Raw genomic sequence first — 17585 nt, forward strand, 5'->3', positions numbered from 1 at the left:
CACCGTGGCGGATGGTCAGCTCACCGGGCTGGGCGCCCGGTCCTGGCGGCCGTCGCGGTCCTCGTCGTCGACGGCGGCCGGCCGCGCCGGTCCCGTGGCCACCGCGCCGGTGAGGGACCGGACCTGCATCTCGGCGAAGGCGGCGTCGTCGCGCTCGCGGCTGGTGAGCGAGCCGAGGTAGCCGAGCAGGAAGCCGACCGGCACCGTGATCAGCGCGGGCTCGACGTCCACGAACTTGAAGTTGCGGTCCGGGAAGATGGCGTCCGGCTCGCCCGAGACGCCGTTGGAGAACAGCACCAGGAACGCGGTGAGCGCGAGGCCGCCGTAGACCGTCCACTGCAGGCCGCGGGTGTTGAATCGGCGCCAGAACAGCGCGTAGACGACGATCGGCAGGACCACCGCGCCGGCCACGTCGATCGAGGTCGGGATGAAGATGTGGGTCCGTACCGGCAGCATCGCGACCGCCAGCAGGACGGAGCCGACGCCGATGATCAGGGTGTTGCGCTTGATGTCCTTCAGCTCGGCGGCCGGGTCCAGCCGGCGGCCCCGCAGCACGTTCAGGTCCTTGGTCACCGTCGTCACCGCGCTGTGCAGCAGCGGCGCGAAGACCCCGACGATCGTCAGGACCGCGACGCCGGCGAGGGAGCCGACCATCACCGGCCCGCCCAGCTCGTCGGCGAGCTTGGGGAAGCTGATGTCGCGGTGGGCCTTGATGACGCCGATGTTGTCCCGGCCGAGGATCGCGACCGCGCCCAGCCCGACCACGGACAGGCACAGGTAGAACCCGACGATGATCATCGACGCCCACCCGGTCGACCGGCGCGCGTCCCGCCCGCTGGTCACCGCGAAGTTGCGCATGAACAGGAACGGGATCGCCGCCACCCCGACTGCGATGGCGAACAGCTTCGACAGGTGCACGAGCGTGGTCGCGCCCTCGCCGAACAGCCGGCCCGGGCCGAGCAGGTCGCTGCCGCTGGGCACCGGCGCCGCGTTGGCCTCGGCCCGCTCCAGCAGGCTGAACAGGTTCAGGTCGAAGCGGGCCAGCACCCAGGCGGTCAGCACGCCCACCACGACCACCGACAGCACCAGCTTGAACACCAGGATGCGGGTGACCCCGAGCATCCCGCCGAGGTACACGTACCCGACGGTGACCAGGCCGACCACGAAGACCGGGAGGACAAGGCCGACGAGGGCGTCGACGCCGAACCAGCGGTTGAAGATGAACGCGATGGCGGCCATCATGATCACGGTCAGCATGACGTACGTCAGCAGCGTGAGCACCGCCGAGGCCATCCGCGCCGGCCGTTCCCGGACGCGCACCGCGAGCAGGTCGCCGAGCGTGTAGCCGCCGACGTTGCGCACCGGCCCGGCGAAGAGGAACAGCGCGAGCATGGTGCCCATGGTGAAGGCGGTCATCAGCAGGATGGCGTCGTAGCCGCTGAGCGCGATGTGGCCGGTGATGATGTACATCGTCGAGTACATCAGCGGTGCGGAGGCCACCGCCAGCGCGTTCTGCACCGGCCCGATCCGCCGGTCGGCCAGCAGGAAGCCGTCCGCGGTGGTGGTGCTGGCGCGCGCCGAGCGGACCAGGTAGAGCACCGCGAGCGCGAGGACGACGGTGACCGGGACGGCGATCGCGGGCGTCGCCCACGTGTTGTCGACCGGGGGTGGCGGGTCGGCGAGGACGACGCTCATCGGGACGCTCCTTCCAGGTCGGCGCGGATCTTCTCGCTGAGCGGGTCGAGCCGCGTGCGGGCGTAGCGCAGGTAGAAGGCGGCGAGCGTCACCACGAAGGTGAACGAGAGGAAGACGAAGAGCAGGCCCACGTTGACCGGGCCGGCCACCTTCTCCCGGAAGAAGTCCGGAGCGTAGGTGGCGAGCAGGCTGCCGAGGAACCACCACCCGAAGAAGGCGACGCTGGCCCAGAGCGTGACCGTGCTCGATCGTCGCCGTAGTTCCCTGAACTCTGCGCTGTGATGGACGGCGAGGTAACGACCGCCGTCCGGTGCCGGAGCTGCCGTGTCCATTGCTCTCTCCCCCTGGTGAGAACGTCGCAGACGATGCGGAGATGGCGTGCGGCGTCAGTCTCGGCGACCGCTCACGCTGCGGCATGGCTTAATCACGCGATTTCCGGGAGGCTGCCGGCGCATTGGCGTGCCCGGCCCGGCCGAACCGCGTGAACGGGTGATGCCCGCGCCCGGCCGGCGTCCGATGGTGACTGCATGACGTCGGCACTGAGAACCAGCGCGTGGACGTACGACGACTTCACCGGCCGCGAGCTGGACCCCGCCCGCTGGACGGTCATGTCGATCAGCGGCGCGGACGGGCAGACCCACAGGTACCAGGACCGCAACGCCCGCGTCCGCACCGGCGACGGGCGGCTGGAGCTGACCGTCGACCCGTTCACCCGCTTCCACGACACCGATCCCCGGCAGAACAACGCCAAGCAGATGTACCGGTCGGTGCGACGCTTCGCCGTGCCGGCGGAGGGCACGCTGACCGTCGAGGTGGAGATGGGCGTGCGGACGTACCGGCAGATCCCGCACGACCTGCTGGACGCGTTCGGCACGGTGGCCCTGTTCGACCTGGAGACCGGCGTCGTGTTCAACGCCGCCGCGACGAACGACACCGTGTACGCGACTGTCGAGCGCCTCGCGCTGCCCGGCGTGACCCAGCCGCACGAGCACTACGTCCACCGGGTGGTCCTGGATGTGCCGACCGAGCCGGGCCGGGCGCACGGCTACGCCATCACCTACCGGGCGCCGACGTCGGAGGTGGAGTTCCACGTCGACGGCCGGCTCGCCTACTGGGCGCGGGTTCCGGTGCCGGTGACCGGATTCCACGCCGGCATGGCGCTGTTCTCCGCCCGCGACCTGGCCCGGTACTCCCGCGAGCAGCGGGAGCACGGGCAGGGCGCGACCGGGTGGTGGGGGCCGTGGCGGATCGCCGCAGGCGTCAGATGAGCACGTCTCCGCCGTCGATGTTCAGGTTGATCCCGTTTATCGCGCGGTTCGTCAGCAGGAAGTCGATCGCCTCGGTGCAGTCCCGCATGGTGACCGGCCGCCGGGTGAGCGCGCGCGTCGCGGCGGCCTCCCGCGCCGCGGGCTTGTCGCTCCAGAACGGCGTGTCGGAGACGATGCTCGGGTGCAGGGCGTTGACCCGGATCGGCGAGAGTTCCACCGCCAGGGTCCGGACCAGCGCGCTGATCCCGCCGTTGGCGGTGGTGACTGTGGTGGAGCCGGGGTACGGCCGGTGGCTGGCCAGGCCGCCGAGCAGCACGACAGCGCTCTCGTCGGTCATCCGCGGGGCGAGGGCGTGCAGGACCGCCGTGTAGCCGACCAGCTTGACGGTCAGCAGCCGCGCCGCGTCGCCCGGCCGGTACGCGCGGACGGTGTTGTGGTCGCGGTCGAGCGCCGCGACCACGAGCCGGTCGACGTGTGGCACGTCGGCGAGCGCGTCCGCGATCCGCTCCGGCTCGGCCAGGTCGAGGGCGAGTCCCCGGGTCGACCCGCCGATCTCGTCCGCGACGGTCTTGGTCCGGGCCGCCGAACGGCCGGTGATCACCACGTCGTCTCCGCGTTCGGCGCAGGACCGGGCGAAGTGCCGCCCGATCCCCGAGGTGCCGCCGACGACCACGACCCGGGTCCGTTCCGACATCGATGCTCTCCTCATCGTTTGTTGCTGCTCCGATCCGGACGCGCCGCGCCGGCGTCGCCCGCCAGGCCGTCCAGCACGTCCGCCGTCCACAACGGCACCGCGCAGCGGTCCGCGGCGTAGCGCAGCGCCATCAGGTGGTCCGCACGCGACAGGTCGGCCAGCGCGTCCGCCACCAGGAACGCCTCGATGTCACGGCTGAACGCGTCGCAGGCGGTGATCAGGCACCCCATGTGCGCGTACACGCCGCAGACCACGAGCTGGTCCCGCCGGGCGCCGCGCAGTCGCTCCTCCAGGTCGCTGCGGAAGAACGCGCTGTAGCGCCACTTGGTCAGCACCGTGTCGCCCGGCTGCGGGGCGACGTCGTCGACGATGCCCCGGTCGTCCTCGTCGCTGCTCATGCCGGGGCCCCACAGGTCGTGCAGCAACCCCCGGTCCTGCCGGCTCATCCCGCCGGGCTGCGCGGTGTACAGCACCGGCACGCCGGCCGCCCGCGCCGCGGCGAGCAGCTTCGCGACGTTGGGCAGCAGCTCGGCCATCGGGGACTCCCCGGCCGCGAACGGGCGCAGGAAGTAGCGCTGCAGGTCGTGCACCAGCACGGCGGCCCGGTCCGGGTCCGGACGCCACGGCAGCGTGGTGCCGGGCAGGTCGCCGTCGCCGGGCATGCGGTACGGCGCGATCGGGGTCATGGCCATCGGTTCTCGCCTCCGGTTTCCGTGCCACGGCGTCACACGTGCAGGGCCGCGCCGCCGTCGACGTACAGGTCGTGCATGGTCACGTGGCCCGCCTGGTCGGACACCAGGTAGGCGACCGCCTCGGCCACGTCGCGCGGCTGGGCCAGCTTGCGCAGCGGGATGCCGACGCGGTACGCGCCCGGCGTGCCCTCGATCACCGCGCTCGGGTCGGCGCCCTCGCCGAGCATCGCCCGCAGCATGGGGGTGTCGGTGGAGCCGGGCGAGACCACGTTGCACCGGATGCCGTAGCCGGACAGCTCCAGCCCCAGGCAGCGGGTGAACTGGGCGGACGCGGCCTTGGAGGCGGCGTACGCGGCCATCTCGGTACGCGGCACCCCGGCGGCGTTGGACGCCACGGTGACGATCGCGCCCCGGCGGCGGCCGACCATCCGCCGCGCCACCGCCCGGGACACGTGGAACACGCCGTCGGCGTTCACCGAGAAGGTCCGGCGCCACTGCCGGTCGGACAGCTCGACGACCGGGGCGGTGTGCAGCACGCCGGCGGCGTTCACCAGGATGCCGACCGGGCCCATCTCGTCCTCGACCCGCCGCACCAGCGCGTCCACCGCGTCGCTGTCGCACACGTCGACGCAGTAGGCGCGCGCCGAGTCGCCCTCGGCGGCGAGCTTCGTCACGACGGTGGTCAGCGCCTCGGCGTTGCGGTCCACCGCCGCCACCTGCGCGCCCGCCCGGGCCAGCACACCGGCCACGGCGGCGCCGATGCCCTGCGCCGCGCCGGTGACCAGGGCGACCCTCGACTCGATTCCGGTCAGTTCCATCAGGTGCCTCCGCTGGTCGTGGTGGCTTTCTCGGCGTCGTACCCGAAGAGCCATTCGTGGCGGTCCAGGCCGGACGAGGACTGCGCGGCGACGTCCCGGCGGCGCTGGTCGGCGCCGTCGGCCAGGTGGAACGTCTCGGCGTTGGCCCGGGACTGGCGCTGGATCCGCGTGGTCCGGGGCAGGCGGATGCGTTCGTAGCGGCGCAGCGCGGCGCCCAGGCCCGCCGGCTCCACGCCGGCCAGGCAGACCGCGAGCACCACCGCGTCCTCGACGGCCTGGTTCGCGCCCTGCGCCTGGAACGGCAGCATCGGGTGCGCGGCGTCGCCGATCAGCGTCACCCGTCCCGCGCTGAGCCGGTCGATGCTGTCCCGGTCGTGCAGCGCCCACCTGCCGACCCGGTCGGCCGCGGCGATCAGCCGGGTGACGTCCGGATGCCAGCCGGCGTACGCGGCCGCGAGCTGCGACACGTCGCCCCGGCCCGACCACGACTCCTGCCGCCAGTCGGTGGCCGGCACCGTCGCGCCGAAGCTCACCTGCCGCCCGGCGGACACCGGATAGCAGACGCAGTGCTGGTCCGGCCCGAGCCACAACTGCACCCGGGGTTCGGTGAGCAGGAACGGCACCCGCTCGGCCGGCACCAGCCCGCGGTAGATGGACTGCCCGGAGAAGCGCGGCCGGTCCGCCACGATCTGCTCGCGCGCGACCGAGTGGATGCCGTCGGCGCCCACCACGAGATCCGCCGCGACGGTGGTGCCGTTGGACAGGTGCAGGTACGCCTCGTCGGCGGTCTGCGTCACGGCGGTGAGGCGGGCGCCCAGGTGCACCCGGTCGGGCGGCACCAGCGACAGCAGGCTGCTGTGCAGGTCCGCGCGGTGCACCACGTAGTACGGCGCGCCGAAGCGGCGTCCGCACGCGCTGCCCAGCGGGGTGCGTTGCAGCAGCGTGCCGTCGTCCCAGCGGCGCATCTCGATCGCCTGCGGCGCCACCGCCACCGTACGCAGGCGGTCACGCAGGCCCAGCCGGTGCAGCAGCCGGGTGGCGTTCGGCGCCACCTGCACGCCCGCGCCCACCTCCGTCAGCTGTTCGGCCTGCTCGTACACGTGGCAGTCGATCCCGGCCCGGCGCAGGGCGGCGGCGAAGGCGAGCCCGGCGATGCCGGCGCCGGCCACGGCGACCCTCATCTGCGGCATGTCGGTTCCCTCAGTAGTAGAGGAGCGCTTTGCTCCAGTCCTCGTCCGGGCCGAATAGGCTGCGTGGCTTCACCACGTCCGGCATGCTGGTCAGCGCGTCCAGCGGGATCAGGCTCCCCGGCGCCAGGCCGGTGACCTCGCTGTCCACGCCGAACGCGGCCCGGATCGCGTGGGTCAGCTCCGCCTCGGCGGCGACCCGGTGCGCGGCGGCCACCTCGATCTGGACCCGCAGCAGCGCCGGTTCCGCCTTGGCCCGCCAGAACATCACCCGGTACGCCTCGGGGAGGGAGAAGACCAGCTCCTCCAGCCGGTGCTGGGTGATGGTGGCGCCGCCGACCCGGTAGCCGAACGCCGACCGGCCGAGCACCCGCACGGTGGGCAGCTTCCAGCCGCACGCGCAGTCGTCGTAGGAGACCGACACGTTGTCCTCGAGGTTGTACCGCAGCAGCGGCATCGCCTCCCGGAACAGCGGCGTGACGACGAGCTGGCCGTCGCCGTCCGCGCGGACGGTCCCGGTGGCCGGGTCGTACACCTCGAACAGCGCCCGGTCGGCCCACAGGTGCAGGCGGCCCTCGGGGCACTCCCCGGCCAGGCTGCCGGTCTCCGTCGAGCCGTACTCCTCGATGACCGGCACCCCCCACAGGCGGCTGATCCGCCGCCGGCGGGCGTCGGTCATCGGCTCGCCGCCGACGAACAGCGCGCGCAGCGCCGGGAAGTCGATGTCGGGCCGGTGCCCGGCCGCGATCGCCGCGGCGGCCCAGATCAGGCACTCCGTCGGCACCGACCAGGTGAGTGTGACGTCCAGGTCGTGCATCACCCGGACCACCCGGGCGTACGGCATGGCCAGTGACCGGTTGTCGCCGGGCACGACGGTGGCCCCGCGCAGCCGGGCGGCGGCGTGGGCGAGGTGCCCGGTCAGCAGCAGCGCGTACGGCGTGCGGACCAGGAACACGTCGTCGGCGGACATGCCGATCCACTTGCGGGCGAAGCGCTCCGCCAGGTCGGTCCAGTCCTCCGCGGTGTAGTAGGAGGGGGTGGGCTTGCCCGCGGTGCCGCTCGACTCGTGGTAGGTCGCCAGCCGTTCGCGGGGCACGGCGAGCATGCCGAAGGGGTAGTTGTCCCGCAGGTCCTGCTTGGTGGTCAGCGGCAGGTCGGCCAGGTCGGCCGGGGTCACCGGCGGCGCCCCGGACGTCAGCCGCGCCCGGTAGAACGGCGACCGGGCCGCCCAGGTGAACGTCTCCGCCAGTTGCTTCTCCTGAAGGCGCCGCAGGTCCTCGGGGCCGTGCCACTGGCCGAGCCGGGGCAGGGTCGAACTCGGCTCGCTCACCGCTTCTCCTCTCCTAGCAGTCGATGCGCGTTGTCCCAGGCGATCCGCCGCCACTGGTCCGGCGGCAGTCGCAACGCCTGGAACTTGGCCAGCTCCACGGCCGGGTGCTGCAGCGGGTACTCGGAGCCGAACACCACCCGGCCGTCGCCGAGGCGGCGCAGCGCCGCCTCGGCCACGCAGGTGTAGCCGCCGGAGGTCTCCAGCGAGATGTTCGGCTCGTCCTGGATCAGGGTCAGGGCGTAGAGGTCGATGTTGCCGATGCCGCTGTGCCCGAGCACGAAGCTCACCTGCGGGAACCGGCGGCTCAGGCCGACCAGGTCGGCCACGCCCGCGCCGGGACGGTCCAGGCAGACCACGTACACCGGATGGTCGAACTCCGCCGCCACGGCCACCAGGTCGGCGACCCGCGGGTCGGTGAGGGCGACGCCGTGCACGGCGGGTGAGATCTCCAGGCCGCGGAACTCGGCGGCCCGGGACCGGTACGCCTCGGCCGGCCGGTGCGGGTTGGCGAAGAAGAACGGCACCAGCCGCCCGTCGGTGCCCGCGCAGGCCGCCGCCACCGCGTCGTTGTCGGCGTCGGTCTCGACGTGGCCGCCGGTGACGAGCTGGCGGGACAGCCGGTCCAGGTCGATGGTGCCGCCCGCGCACACCACCGCCCGTGTCAGCCCGCACTCGCCCAGCGCGTCGAGCAGCCGCTGTCGCGCCCCGGGCCGGGGCGCCAGGCGTACGTGGAAGTCCAGCACCGGCTGCGCGGTCATCGCCCCGCTCCCCTTCCCGCCGCCGCTCACTTCTCGATGCAGAACTCGTCGATCGGGTAGCCGACGTGCCGCTTCTCCACCGGCAGGTAGCCGAGCACCTTCGTGCCGGCGGTCAGCTCGGTGACGTTGAGGACCGTGCCGCCGGGCCCGAGCACGCGCACGTGCCAGTCGTCCTGGACGATGAGGTTGACAGGTGTCCCGGAGGGGGAGACCGCGTCGATCGCCAGCAGCGGGCGCGTCTCGATCTTGACCCGTCCCACGGTGACGACCCGGGACTTCCCCTGCGAGTCGACGGCCAGCACCCGGCCGCCGGAGACCAGCTCGCTGAGGTAGTTGGTCCGCCCGCCGGCGGACAGCGTGTACGAGTGCAGCGCGCCGGCGTTGACCCGGAACGGCCGGGTCGGCATGTACGGCAGCGGATGCGTCTCGCTGCAGCACAGGATCATGCCGGTGGAGTGCGAGCCGACCAGGATGCCCTCGTCCAGGCGGAAGTTCGTGCAGGTGTCGACGCAGGCGCGCTCGCCCATGCCCACCCGCCGGATGCCGGTGACCTCCAGCTCCACGAGCGACAGGTCCGCCGCCGTGCTCACCGCCGCGGTCCGCAGCTCGGTGGCCTCCCCCACGGCGCGCGGCGCCAGCATCACGCCGTCCGAGCCGTGCTCCAGCACGCCGAAGACGATCTCCGCCTCCTCGACGTCGGCGACCTGCGTGATGATGCTGCCCGCCGCGCCCGCCGCGGCGGCCAGCACGATCTCCAGCGGAATCTTGGTGGGGTCGCGGAAGTACAGCAGGCTCCACCGGTCGTGGCGCGCGGACCGGCAGGCGTCCTCCAGGCTGTCCGCGTCGACGATCTCGACGTACCGGCCGAACTCCACGTCCGGGTACCGGGCCGCCAGTTCGGCGGGCTCGCCGTGCCGGGCTGGTTCGACGATCACCAGGTCGGCCGGTTCCAGCTTCTCCGGCAGCGGCCCGCCCTGTGGGAACAGCACCTTCCTCACCGTCGGGGGGAGCGTCTCCAGGTCGGCCGGATCGGCCGCCACGACGGCGTCCACCCGCTGGTGGACCGCCTCCTCGACGATTGCCTCCTTGGCGCCGTTGACGTTACGGATGTCCAGCCAGCACAGCTTCACGGGTTTCTCCTCGGTGGACGGTCAGGGAGTCTCAGGACGTAAGGGCGAGCCGGTCGTCGACGTCGTACCGGTCCGGGACGTGCCGTGGTTCGTGCACCAGCCGCGCCACGGCGGCGGCCATCAGGCCGGGCTGCTCGGCCTGGAACACGTTGCGGCCCATGGCCATGCCGGCCACACCGGCGCGCAGCGCGTCCGAGACGTGGGCGAGCACCGTCTCGGTGTCGGCCGAGCGCGGGCCGCCGGCCACGATCAGCGGAATCGGGCAGCCACGCACCACCTCGGCCATCTGCTCGGGCGTACCCGCGTAGTCGGTCTTGACGATGTCGGCGCCGAGGTCGGCGGCGAGCGTCGCGGCGTGCGCCACCAGTTCCGGCGCCCGGGAGTCGGTGATCTGCGGCCCGCGGGCGTACACCATGGCCAGCAGCGGCACGTTCCAGCGTTCGCACTCCCCCGCCACCGCCGCCAGGTCGGCGATCTGCCGCGCCTCCTGCGGCGAGCCCAGGTTGACGTGCACGCTGACCGCGTCGGCGCCCAGCCGCAGCGCCTCCTCCACGTGCGCGACCAGGTACTTCGCGTCCGGGTCCGGCGCGTGCCGGGTGCTCACGCTCAGGTGCACGATCAGCGACATGTCGCCGAACCAGCGGTGGTCGACGTGCCGCAGGCTGCCCTTGTGCAGCACCACGGCGTCCACGCCGGTGCCGGCCAGCTCACCGAGCAGCGAGTTCAGGTCGCGGCGAAGTGGCCCGTCGGTGACGGAGTGGTCGAGCGGGACGACGAGCAGGCGTCCGTCGCCGCGCCGGAACAGTCGGCGCAGACGCAGGCCACGAGCGAACGAAGCGTTGAGTACGGCCACGGTTTCCTACCTCTCTCAGGCGGTGGCGGAACGACGGGAGGTCAGGGACGTGGCGTCCGCCGGCTCGGACCGGTCGAGGCGGAACGCGCGGTGCAGGGCTTCGACGGCGTCCACGGTGCGGTCCCGCGACACGATCACCGACAGCCGCATCTGGGAGGTGGAGATCCAGCTCGTCGAGATCCCGGCCGAGGCCAGCGCCGCCATCAGCCGGGCCGTGTGCTCGGGGCGGCTGAGCAGGCCCATGCCGACCACCGACACCTTGCCGACGTTCTCGTCGAAGTGGACGCCGCCGTCGAAGGACGCGGTGAGGTCGTGCAGCGCGGTCCGCACCGCGTCGGCCTGGCTGCGGCGGATCGTGAACCCCATCCGGAACTCGCTCTCGTACGGCCCGGACCGGGCCACCAGGTCCGCCACCGCGCCGTGGGCGGCCAGCACCTCGAACACGTCGGGCGCCATGTCCCGCCGGCCGTCGCGGCAGTGCACCAGCACGCGCACCACGTCGGTGTCGTGGGTCACCGCCACCACGGCCCGCCGGGTCTCCAGCGGCCGGTCGTCCGGCCGGTCCACGACTGTCGTTCCGGGTGCCTGCGACGACGCGTTGCGCACGCGCACTTCGACCCCTTCCATGGCGGCCAGCTCGATGCATCGGGTGTGCAGGACCCGCGCGCCGGCGAACGCCATCTCCGCCATGACGCCGGGCTCGACCCACGGCAGGCAACGCGCCGCCGGAAGGATGCGGGGGTCGGCGCTGAACACGCCGTCCACGTCGGTGTAGATCTCGCACGCCGACGCGCGCAGCCGGGCGGCGAGCGCCACCGCTGTCGTGTCGGAGCCGCCGCGTCCGAGCGTGGCGACGTCCCCGGCCCGGTCGATCCCCTGGAACCCGGTGACCACGGCGACCTCGCCGCGGCCCAGCGCCGCCTCGACCCGCGCCGCCCCGATCCGCGAGATCAGCGCGTCGCCGTGCCGGTCGGTGGTGTGGATCTCCGCCTGGTGCCCGGTCAGTGAGACGGCCGGCACGCCGAGCCCGGTCAACGCCAGCGCCATCAGCGCCGCCGACTCGGACTCGCCGACTGCGAGCAACTGGTCGAGTTCCCGGGACGGGCCGGCGGCGCCGACGTCGGCCGCGAGCCGCAGCAGGTCGTCGGTGCGGCTGCCGCGGGCCGACACGACAACTGTCACGGCGGACCCGTCCCGCCGAGCCGCGGCGATCCGCAGCGCGGCGTGCCGTACGCGGTCGAGGGTCTGCAGCGAGGTGCCCCCGTATTTCTGGACCAGCACGTCCACAGTCGTCTTCACCGCCCTCGTCGTATCGGCATTGCGGTCGACAGTAATCGCGGTCGATCTGCGTGGGCACTACTCGCCCGAGTAGTAGCCCGCCGATTCAGTCGTTCACGCCATAACGTCGGCGCGTTACCGGAAACACGTGATGCCGTCGGCGACAACACGTCATGCGCGACGCCTTTTGCCGGACGCACTATCGACAGGCGATCTCTAGGGCAAAGGGAGCGACATGGACGGGACGGAATCGAACGTGGCCGGATTCCCGGATCTGCTGTCCGGTCTCGGCGGCGGCGGGCGTGCCTTCGCCCTGCTGCACCGGCCCGGCGCCGCCGGGAGCGCGTACGTGGAGGTTCTGACCGGCGAGGTGTGCCAGGTGGACACGCTCACCGAGCTGCCCCTGCCCGCCGGGCCGGCGACCGGTGGGCGGCACGACCTGCTCGTCGCGGTGCCGTACCGACAGGTCACCGAGCGGGGGTACGACTGCCACGACGACGGCGCGCCCCTGCTCGCGATGCGCGTCCACGAGCAGTTCGGGCTCGACCGCGAGCAGGCGCTGGCGGGCCTTCCCGAGCGCGGCGTACCGGTGACCGACGCCGACTTCGACCTCAGCGACGAGGACTACGCGGCGATCGTCAAGCGGGTGGTGGGCGACGAGATCGGGCAGGGCGCCGGATCCAACTTCGTCATCCGACGCACCTTCACCGCGCGGCTGGCCGACTACTCGACCGCCACGGAACTGGCGATCTTCCGCCGGTTGCTGACCGGCGAGCTGGGTTCCTACTGGACGTTTCTGTTCCACTCCGGCGCCGGCACGTTCATCGGTGCGTCACCGGAACGGCACGTCAGCATGATCGACGGAACCGTCTCGATGAATCCCATCAGTGGGACCTACCGACATCCTCCGACCGGTCCGGCGGTTTCCGGCCTGCTGGAATTCCTGAACGACCCGAAAGAGGCGAACGAACTCTACATGGTGGTCGACGAGGAACTGAAAATGATGGCGCGGATGTGCGCCTCCGGCGGCCAGGTGCACGGCCCGTTCCTCAAGGAAATGGCGCGGGTGACGCACTCCGAGTACATCCTGACCGGGCGCAGCGACCTGGACGTACGCGACGTGCTGCGGGAGACGCTGCTCGCGCCGACTGTCACCGGCAGCCCGATCGAGAACGCGTTCCGGGTCATCACCCGCCACGAGACGACCGGCCGCGGCTACTACGGCGGCGTGCTCGCGTTGATCGGCAGTGACTCGGCCGGTAGCCGTACGCTCGACTCGGCCATCATGATCCGCACCGCCGAGATCGACCACGACGGCACGCTCCGCCTGGGCGTCGGCGCCACCCTGGTGCGCGACTCCAAGCCGGAGTCGGAGGTGGCCGAGACGCGGGCCAAGGCGGGCGGCATGCGCGCGGCGCTCGGCCTCGGCGTCGACCCGGCCGACCCGCACGGCGGGCCGGCGACGCCCGTGCGGGCACGTTCGTCCCTGTCCACCGACCCCCGGGTACGGCGGGCGTTGCGCGAGCGCAACACCACGCTGTCGAGGTTCTGGCTCGACGGCGCGGAGCGGCGAACGCCGAACCGGGCGCTGGCCGGCCGCCGCGTGCTCGTCGTCGACAACGAGGACACCTTCATGGCCATGCTCGACCACCAGTTGCGGGCCCTCGGGCTGCGGTCGAGCATCGTCCGGTTCGACAGCCCGCTGCGGCCGGACGGATACGACCTCGTCGTCGTCGGTCCCGGACCCGGCGACCCGGGCGACCCGACCGACAGGCGGATGCGGGCGCTGCGCGGGCTCACCCGCGACCTGCTCGCCGGAACGGTGCCGTTCCTGTCCATCTGCCTGGGCCACCAGGTGCTCGCCGCCGAGCTGGGGTTCCCCCTCGCCCGGCGCTCCGTGCCCAACCAGGGCGTGCAGAAGCGCATCGACCTGTTCGGCCGGCCGGAGCTGGTGGGTTTCTACAACACCTACACGGCCCGCTCCGCGCACGACGTGGTGGCCGGCGGCCGGCGGGGCCCGATCGAGATCAGCCGCAGCCCGGACAGCGGTGACGTGCACGCGCTGCGCGGCGCGGGATTCCGGTCCGTCCAGTTCCACCTGGAGTCCGTCCTCACCCAGCACGGCCCGCGGATCCTGGGCGATCTGCTGGTCTCCCTGCTCGCCGACGGCACGGCCGCCGCCGCGGCCGAGGCGGCGGGCCGGCACGGGACCCGGCCGTGACGCTTCGGCGTTCAACTGTCCACGATTGACTGCCGTCGTGGCGTCCCCGCATTCTCCCGAGAACACATCGAGGCACCGGACCGGAGGCGACGCCGTGGATGAGGCCACTCACCGACCCCCCGTCGCGGCGCGGTCGAACCGGTCGCCGGCCACCACTCCGGTGTGGCTGGTCGGCGTGCTGGCCACCCTCGCCGGGGCGGTGGCCGCTGAGGCGTTCACGCTCGCCGCCCGGGGTCTCGGCGTACCGATGGAGGCAGCGGGGGTCTGGGAGGAGCAGGCGCAGGCGATCCCGGTGGGCGCCATCGCCCGCAGCGTCGTGCTCTGGTCGATCGGCGGGATCGTCCTGGCGGTGGTCGCGGCCCGGCGGGCCCGGCGGCCCGCACGCGTCTTCGTGGCCGGCACTGTCGCGTTCACAGTGCTGTCCCTCGCCGCGCCCGCCTTCGCCCAGGACACCGCCGTGTCCACGCAGCTCGTCCTCGCCGGCACCCACGTGATCGCCGGCGCGGTGATCATCCCCATCCTGGCCGCCCGGCTCTCCGCACCCACCACGAACCGGTACTGATCCCGCCACCGTCCCTCCCGGCCTCCGCGATCTTGCACTTTCGGCCCCCGCAAAAGGGATATCCCCGGCACTGGAAGGGCGGTAAGTGCAAGATCGGCGCGGACGGTCCGGGGTAGACGGGAGGCGGTCGGGTCCGGTGGCTCAGCGGCGGGCCGTGGGCTCGAAGATCTCGACCAGGTTGCCGGCCGGGTCGGCGATCAGGAACTGACGACCGCCCGGCCCGGACACGATGTCGCTGCGCAACGTCACCCCGGCCCGCTGCAGCCGCTCCCGTTCGGCGTCGACGTCGTCGACGATCAGGTGGATACGGTTGCGCCCGCACCCGGCCGCGTCCGCCGGCGTGACCCGGGCGCCCGAGCTGGCCGGACCGGACAGCAGCAGCCGCAGCGGCCCGCGCACCACGTCCGCGAAGGCCGGCGGGAACGCGGTCGACACCGTGAAACCCAGGTGGGCGGTGTAGAACTCGATCGCCGCCGGTACGTCGTCGACGACGTAGCGGACGCCGGCCAGGGCGTGCACGTCTGCGGTCATGGCAGTCCCCCTCAGTGTGCGTGGCTCGTGCTGTCGAAGGGCGTGGTGACACCGTCGTAGACGAGCCGCAGCATCATGCCCTGCTCCTGGTGCGGCAGGTTGTGGCAGTGGTTCATCCAGACACCCGGATTGTCCGCCCGGAACGCCACCTCCCACACCTCTCCCGGCCGTACGTCGAAGGTGTCCATCCACAGCGGGCTGCCGGAGTAGCGCCGGCCGTCGCGGGACAGGATCAGCACCGGATGACCGTGCAGGTGCCACGGGTGGGTCTCCAGGCTCCGGTTGACCACCGTGAAGCGCACGACGTCACCCTCCCGGACGAGCTGGTCCGGGACGGAGGGGTGCGCGCGGCCGTCGACGGCCTGGGCGTAGGCGGGCTTGCCGTCGACCATGGCCAGGGCGCGGTCGAGGACGATGGTGAAGTGCCGGTCGGCGTCGTCGCGGTCGAACGGCACGGGTGCCGGCTCGCCGTATTCCAGCAGGTCCAGCTCGGGCCAGTCGCCGGTGTCCGGCAGGGTGCGGTCGCCGCCGCCGGCGCCGGCCGGGCGCAGCAGGACGCCCTGGTCGGGGTCGTGGTCGAGCAGCAGCGTGACAGTGGCGTCCGGCATGGTCAGGACCACGTCGTACCGGCCACCGGCGGGCAGGCGGAGGCCGACCTCGCGTACCTCGCCCGGCTGGTTGAGGTCGCGGCCGTCGACGGCCACCAGCCGGAACGCCGTGCCGGCGACGGCGAACCAGTGCGGGTTCGAGTCGGTGTTGATCAGACGCAGCCGCACCGGCTGGCCCGGGCGGACGTCGTGGACGGCGCGTCCCTCCTGGTCGCCGAGGATCACGACGTCGTCGAACGTGTGCACCGGCAGCGTCAGGTCCAGCCCGCGCTCCGCGTCCGGCCGGTCCTCGCGCGGCGTCACGACGAGCGTCCCGTACAGCCCCTTGCGCACGGCGGGGTGCGACGCCTGGTGGGTGTGGTACCAGTACGTCCCCACCTGGTCCGCCTGGAACCGGTAGACGAACTCGCCGCCGGGCCGCACCGCGTGCTGCGTGGCGCCCGGCGCGCCGTCCTCGCCGCACGGCACGTCGTACCCGTGCCAGTGCAGGGTGACACCGTTCTCGATGTCGGCGTTGCGGAGCGTCACCTCGATCAGGTCGCCCTCGGTCGCGGTGATGGCCGGCCCGGGCAGCCGGCCCTCGTAGCTCCAGGCGTCGATCGGACGCCCTTCCGGCAGCGTGACTGTGCCCGTCCGGGCGGTGAGCACGTGGCGTCGCGCGGTGCCGCCCGCCGCCGGCGCGCCGGGGCCGCGCAGGTCCGCCACGGAAACCTTCGGGCCAGCGCCGCCGGCGTGTCCGGGGCCGCCTCCGGTGACCATCGCCTCGGGCTCCCGGAAGAGCAGGCCGACGCCGGTGGCGCCGGCGCCCGCCGCGACGACGCCGCCGGCCACGCCGAGGAACCGGCGACGGGACAGCGCCGACGCCCCGGCCGCCACCGGCGCTTGTTCGGGAGAGCCCGCGTCAGCCGCCGCCGAGCGTTCGGCGGAGCCGGCGTCCGCCACCGCCGAGCGTTCCGGGGCGCCCGCGTCCGCGCCCTGCCCGGTGGGTCGTCCGACCACCCGGGCGGTGAGCAGCGCGCCGGCGCAGACGACGGCGACGGCGATCAGCGAGGTGCTCAACGTCAACGGGTAGCCGGCGGTGAACGTCACCACCAGGCCGGCCAGCGCGGCGTAACCGGCGGTCAGCAGCGCGACGAGCCCGCCGGCCGGCAGGCCCGTGGCCGGCGACTGCCGGGCCGCGAGCAGCCGCGGGCCGGCGAGGAGCACCGCGACGATCCCGGCGGCGAAGAGCAGCGGCAGCCCCAGCAGAACCTTCTCCTGGACGAACCACCAGCCGCGCCCGGCCAGCAGCGCCACGGTGCCCAGCCGGGTGATCGTCACGAGCACCGCGGCGGCGAGCAGGCCCAGCGCGAGGCGGTTGCGGCCGAGCGCGGCGGTCACGCCTGCCGCGAACCACGTCGCGACACCGAGCAGTGCCACGACGTGGTCCACGAGGATCCATTGGAGCGTGCTCATGAGGCCGTTCGCGCCGAGTCGGCCGCCGGGCCGGTCACAGTGGTGTCCACGCCGGGCGTGGTCGTCGTGTCCGGCCCCGGCCGGACGCTGCGCAGGATGACGCGGGCGACGGCCACCATCACCAGCCCGTTGACCGCGTGCAGGCCGAACACGTACCGGCCGACGGCCGAGTCGCCGGCCGAGTCGCCGAACGCCTTGGCGATGACCGCGATCAGGGCCTGCAGGATCCCCAGCCCGGCGACCAGGCCGGACAGGCCGATGATCCGGCCGGGCATCCGCATCACCGCGGCGGCCACCGTCAGCACCACGGCGACGAGGATGCTCCCCAGACCGAGGATCCGGTGGGGGCGGAACGCCTCCTCGTTGGCCTCGTTGCTGAACGCGCCGCTGGCGGCCAGGAAGAACTGCACCACGAGCACGAGCAGCAGGAACGCTGCCAGTCCGGCGAACACTTTGCGCATGGGACTCCCCTTCGGGTCGGTTGGGTCACCGGGGTGTTCGGTCG

The 17585-nt window shown here is 72.9% G+C and carries 17 protein-coding genes; 3 read left to right on the forward strand and 14 right to left on the reverse strand.

All coding sequences use genetic code 11. From position 1 onward, the window contains the following. Nucleotides 1-15 precede the first annotated feature (15 nt). Nucleotides 16-1695, reverse strand: a complete 1680-nt coding sequence (locus J3R08_RS19705; protein ID WP_051610899.1) for a cation acetate symporter — start codon at nucleotides 1693-1695, stop codon at nucleotides 16-18. Then, nucleotides 1692-2027, reverse strand: a complete 336-nt coding sequence (locus J3R08_RS19710) for a DUF485 domain-containing protein (protein WP_043323102.1) — start codon at nucleotides 2025-2027, stop codon at nucleotides 1692-1694. Before J3R08_RS19710 ends, J3R08_RS19705 begins: the two co-directional genes overlap by 4 nt. Before the next feature lie 195 nt (nucleotides 2028-2222). Here J3R08_RS19710 and J3R08_RS19715 point away from each other — a divergent pair, with 195 nt between their 5' ends. Further along, nucleotides 2223-2963: a DUF6081 family protein gene (locus J3R08_RS19715; protein ID WP_209962380.1), complete on the forward strand. Its 741-nt coding sequence runs from the start codon at nucleotides 2223-2225 to the stop codon at nucleotides 2961-2963. Here J3R08_RS19715 and J3R08_RS19720 read toward each other — a convergent pair. From J3R08_RS19720 to J3R08_RS19760, 9 genes are read right to left on the reverse strand one after another with little or no spacing between them, the layout of a single operon-like run. Further along, on the reverse strand, nucleotides 2956-3657 hold the full coding sequence (locus J3R08_RS19720) for an SDR family NAD(P)-dependent oxidoreductase (protein ID WP_209962381.1): 702 nt from the start codon (nucleotides 3655-3657) through the stop codon (nucleotides 2956-2958). The two genes, J3R08_RS19715 and J3R08_RS19720, sit on opposite strands and share 8 nt — an antisense overlap. A gap of 11 nt (nucleotides 3658-3668) precedes the next feature. After that, complete coding sequence (locus J3R08_RS19725; protein WP_209962383.1) at nucleotides 3669-4349, reverse strand: isochorismatase family protein; 681 nt, start codon at nucleotides 4347-4349, stop codon at nucleotides 3669-3671. A gap of 32 nt (nucleotides 4350-4381) precedes the next feature. After that, the gene (locus J3R08_RS19730) at nucleotides 4382-5167 is read right to left on the reverse strand and encodes a 2,3-dihydro-2,3-dihydroxybenzoate dehydrogenase (RefSeq protein ID WP_187692349.1); all 786 of its coding nucleotides are present in this window, start codon (nucleotides 5165-5167) and stop codon (nucleotides 4382-4384) included. Then, nucleotides 5167-6357: an FAD-dependent monooxygenase gene (locus tag J3R08_RS19735; RefSeq protein ID WP_187692350.1), complete on the reverse strand. Its 1191-nt coding sequence runs from the start codon at nucleotides 6355-6357 to the stop codon at nucleotides 5167-5169. The genes J3R08_RS19730 and J3R08_RS19735 overlap by 1 nt, the downstream gene beginning before the upstream one ends. 10 nt (nucleotides 6358-6367) lie before the next feature. Next, complete coding sequence (locus J3R08_RS19740) at nucleotides 6368-7684, reverse strand: phenylacetate--CoA ligase family protein (RefSeq protein WP_187692351.1); 1317 nt, start codon at nucleotides 7682-7684, stop codon at nucleotides 6368-6370. Further along, nucleotides 7681-8442: an amidohydrolase family protein gene (locus J3R08_RS19745; RefSeq protein ID WP_209962385.1), complete on the reverse strand. Its 762-nt coding sequence runs from the start codon at nucleotides 8440-8442 to the stop codon at nucleotides 7681-7683. Before J3R08_RS19745 ends, J3R08_RS19740 begins: the two co-directional genes overlap by 4 nt. A gap of 26 nt (nucleotides 8443-8468) precedes the next feature. Beyond that, a complete protein-coding gene (locus tag J3R08_RS19750) occupies nucleotides 8469-9572 on the reverse strand; it encodes a 3-dehydroquinate synthase II family protein (RefSeq protein ID WP_064445545.1) in 1104 nt (367 codons plus the stop codon). Between the two features lie 31 nt (nucleotides 9573-9603). Then, a complete protein-coding gene (locus tag J3R08_RS19755) occupies nucleotides 9604-10425 on the reverse strand; it encodes a 2-amino-3,7-dideoxy-D-threo-hept-6-ulosonate synthase (RefSeq protein ID WP_043323078.1) in 822 nt (273 codons plus the stop codon). Between the two features lie 15 nt (nucleotides 10426-10440). After that, nucleotides 10441-11724, reverse strand: coding sequence for an aspartate kinase (locus J3R08_RS19760; protein WP_198033257.1), 1284 nt, complete (start codon nucleotides 11722-11724; stop codon nucleotides 10441-10443). 214 nt (nucleotides 11725-11938) lie between these two features. On the opposite strand from J3R08_RS19760, the gene J3R08_RS19765 reads away from it, so the two are divergent. Next, complete coding sequence (locus J3R08_RS19765; RefSeq protein WP_209962387.1) at nucleotides 11939-13924, forward strand: anthranilate synthase family protein; 1986 nt, start codon at nucleotides 11939-11941, stop codon at nucleotides 13922-13924. 94 nt (nucleotides 13925-14018) lie between these two features. Next, complete coding sequence (locus tag J3R08_RS19770) at nucleotides 14019-14486, forward strand: DUF6069 family protein (RefSeq protein WP_209962389.1); 468 nt, start codon at nucleotides 14019-14021, stop codon at nucleotides 14484-14486. A gap of 141 nt (nucleotides 14487-14627) precedes the next feature. Here the strand turns inward: J3R08_RS19770 and J3R08_RS19775 are convergent, their stop codons facing one another. The 3 genes from J3R08_RS19775 to J3R08_RS19785 are packed head-to-tail and all read right to left on the reverse strand — an operon-like array spanning nucleotide 14628 to nucleotide 17541. Further along, nucleotides 14628-15017: a VOC family protein gene (locus J3R08_RS19775; RefSeq protein WP_113973010.1), complete on the reverse strand. Its 390-nt coding sequence runs from the start codon at nucleotides 15015-15017 to the stop codon at nucleotides 14628-14630. Between the two features lie 11 nt (nucleotides 15018-15028). Continuing rightward, nucleotides 15029-17080, reverse strand: coding sequence for a multicopper oxidase domain-containing protein (locus tag J3R08_RS19780; RefSeq protein WP_209962391.1), 2052 nt, complete (start codon nucleotides 17078-17080; stop codon nucleotides 15029-15031). Further along, the gene (locus J3R08_RS19785) at nucleotides 17077-17541 is read right to left on the reverse strand and encodes a DUF6220 domain-containing protein (RefSeq protein WP_043323072.1); all 465 of its coding nucleotides are present in this window, start codon (nucleotides 17539-17541) and stop codon (nucleotides 17077-17079) included. The genes J3R08_RS19780 and J3R08_RS19785 overlap by 4 nt, the downstream gene beginning before the upstream one ends. Between the last annotated feature and the right edge of the window lie 44 nt (nucleotides 17542-17585).

This window comes from Micromonospora sp. HB375 (genome assembly GCF_017872985.1).
GTDB lineage: Bacteria > Actinomycetota > Actinomycetes > Mycobacteriales > Micromonosporaceae > Micromonospora > Micromonospora chalcea.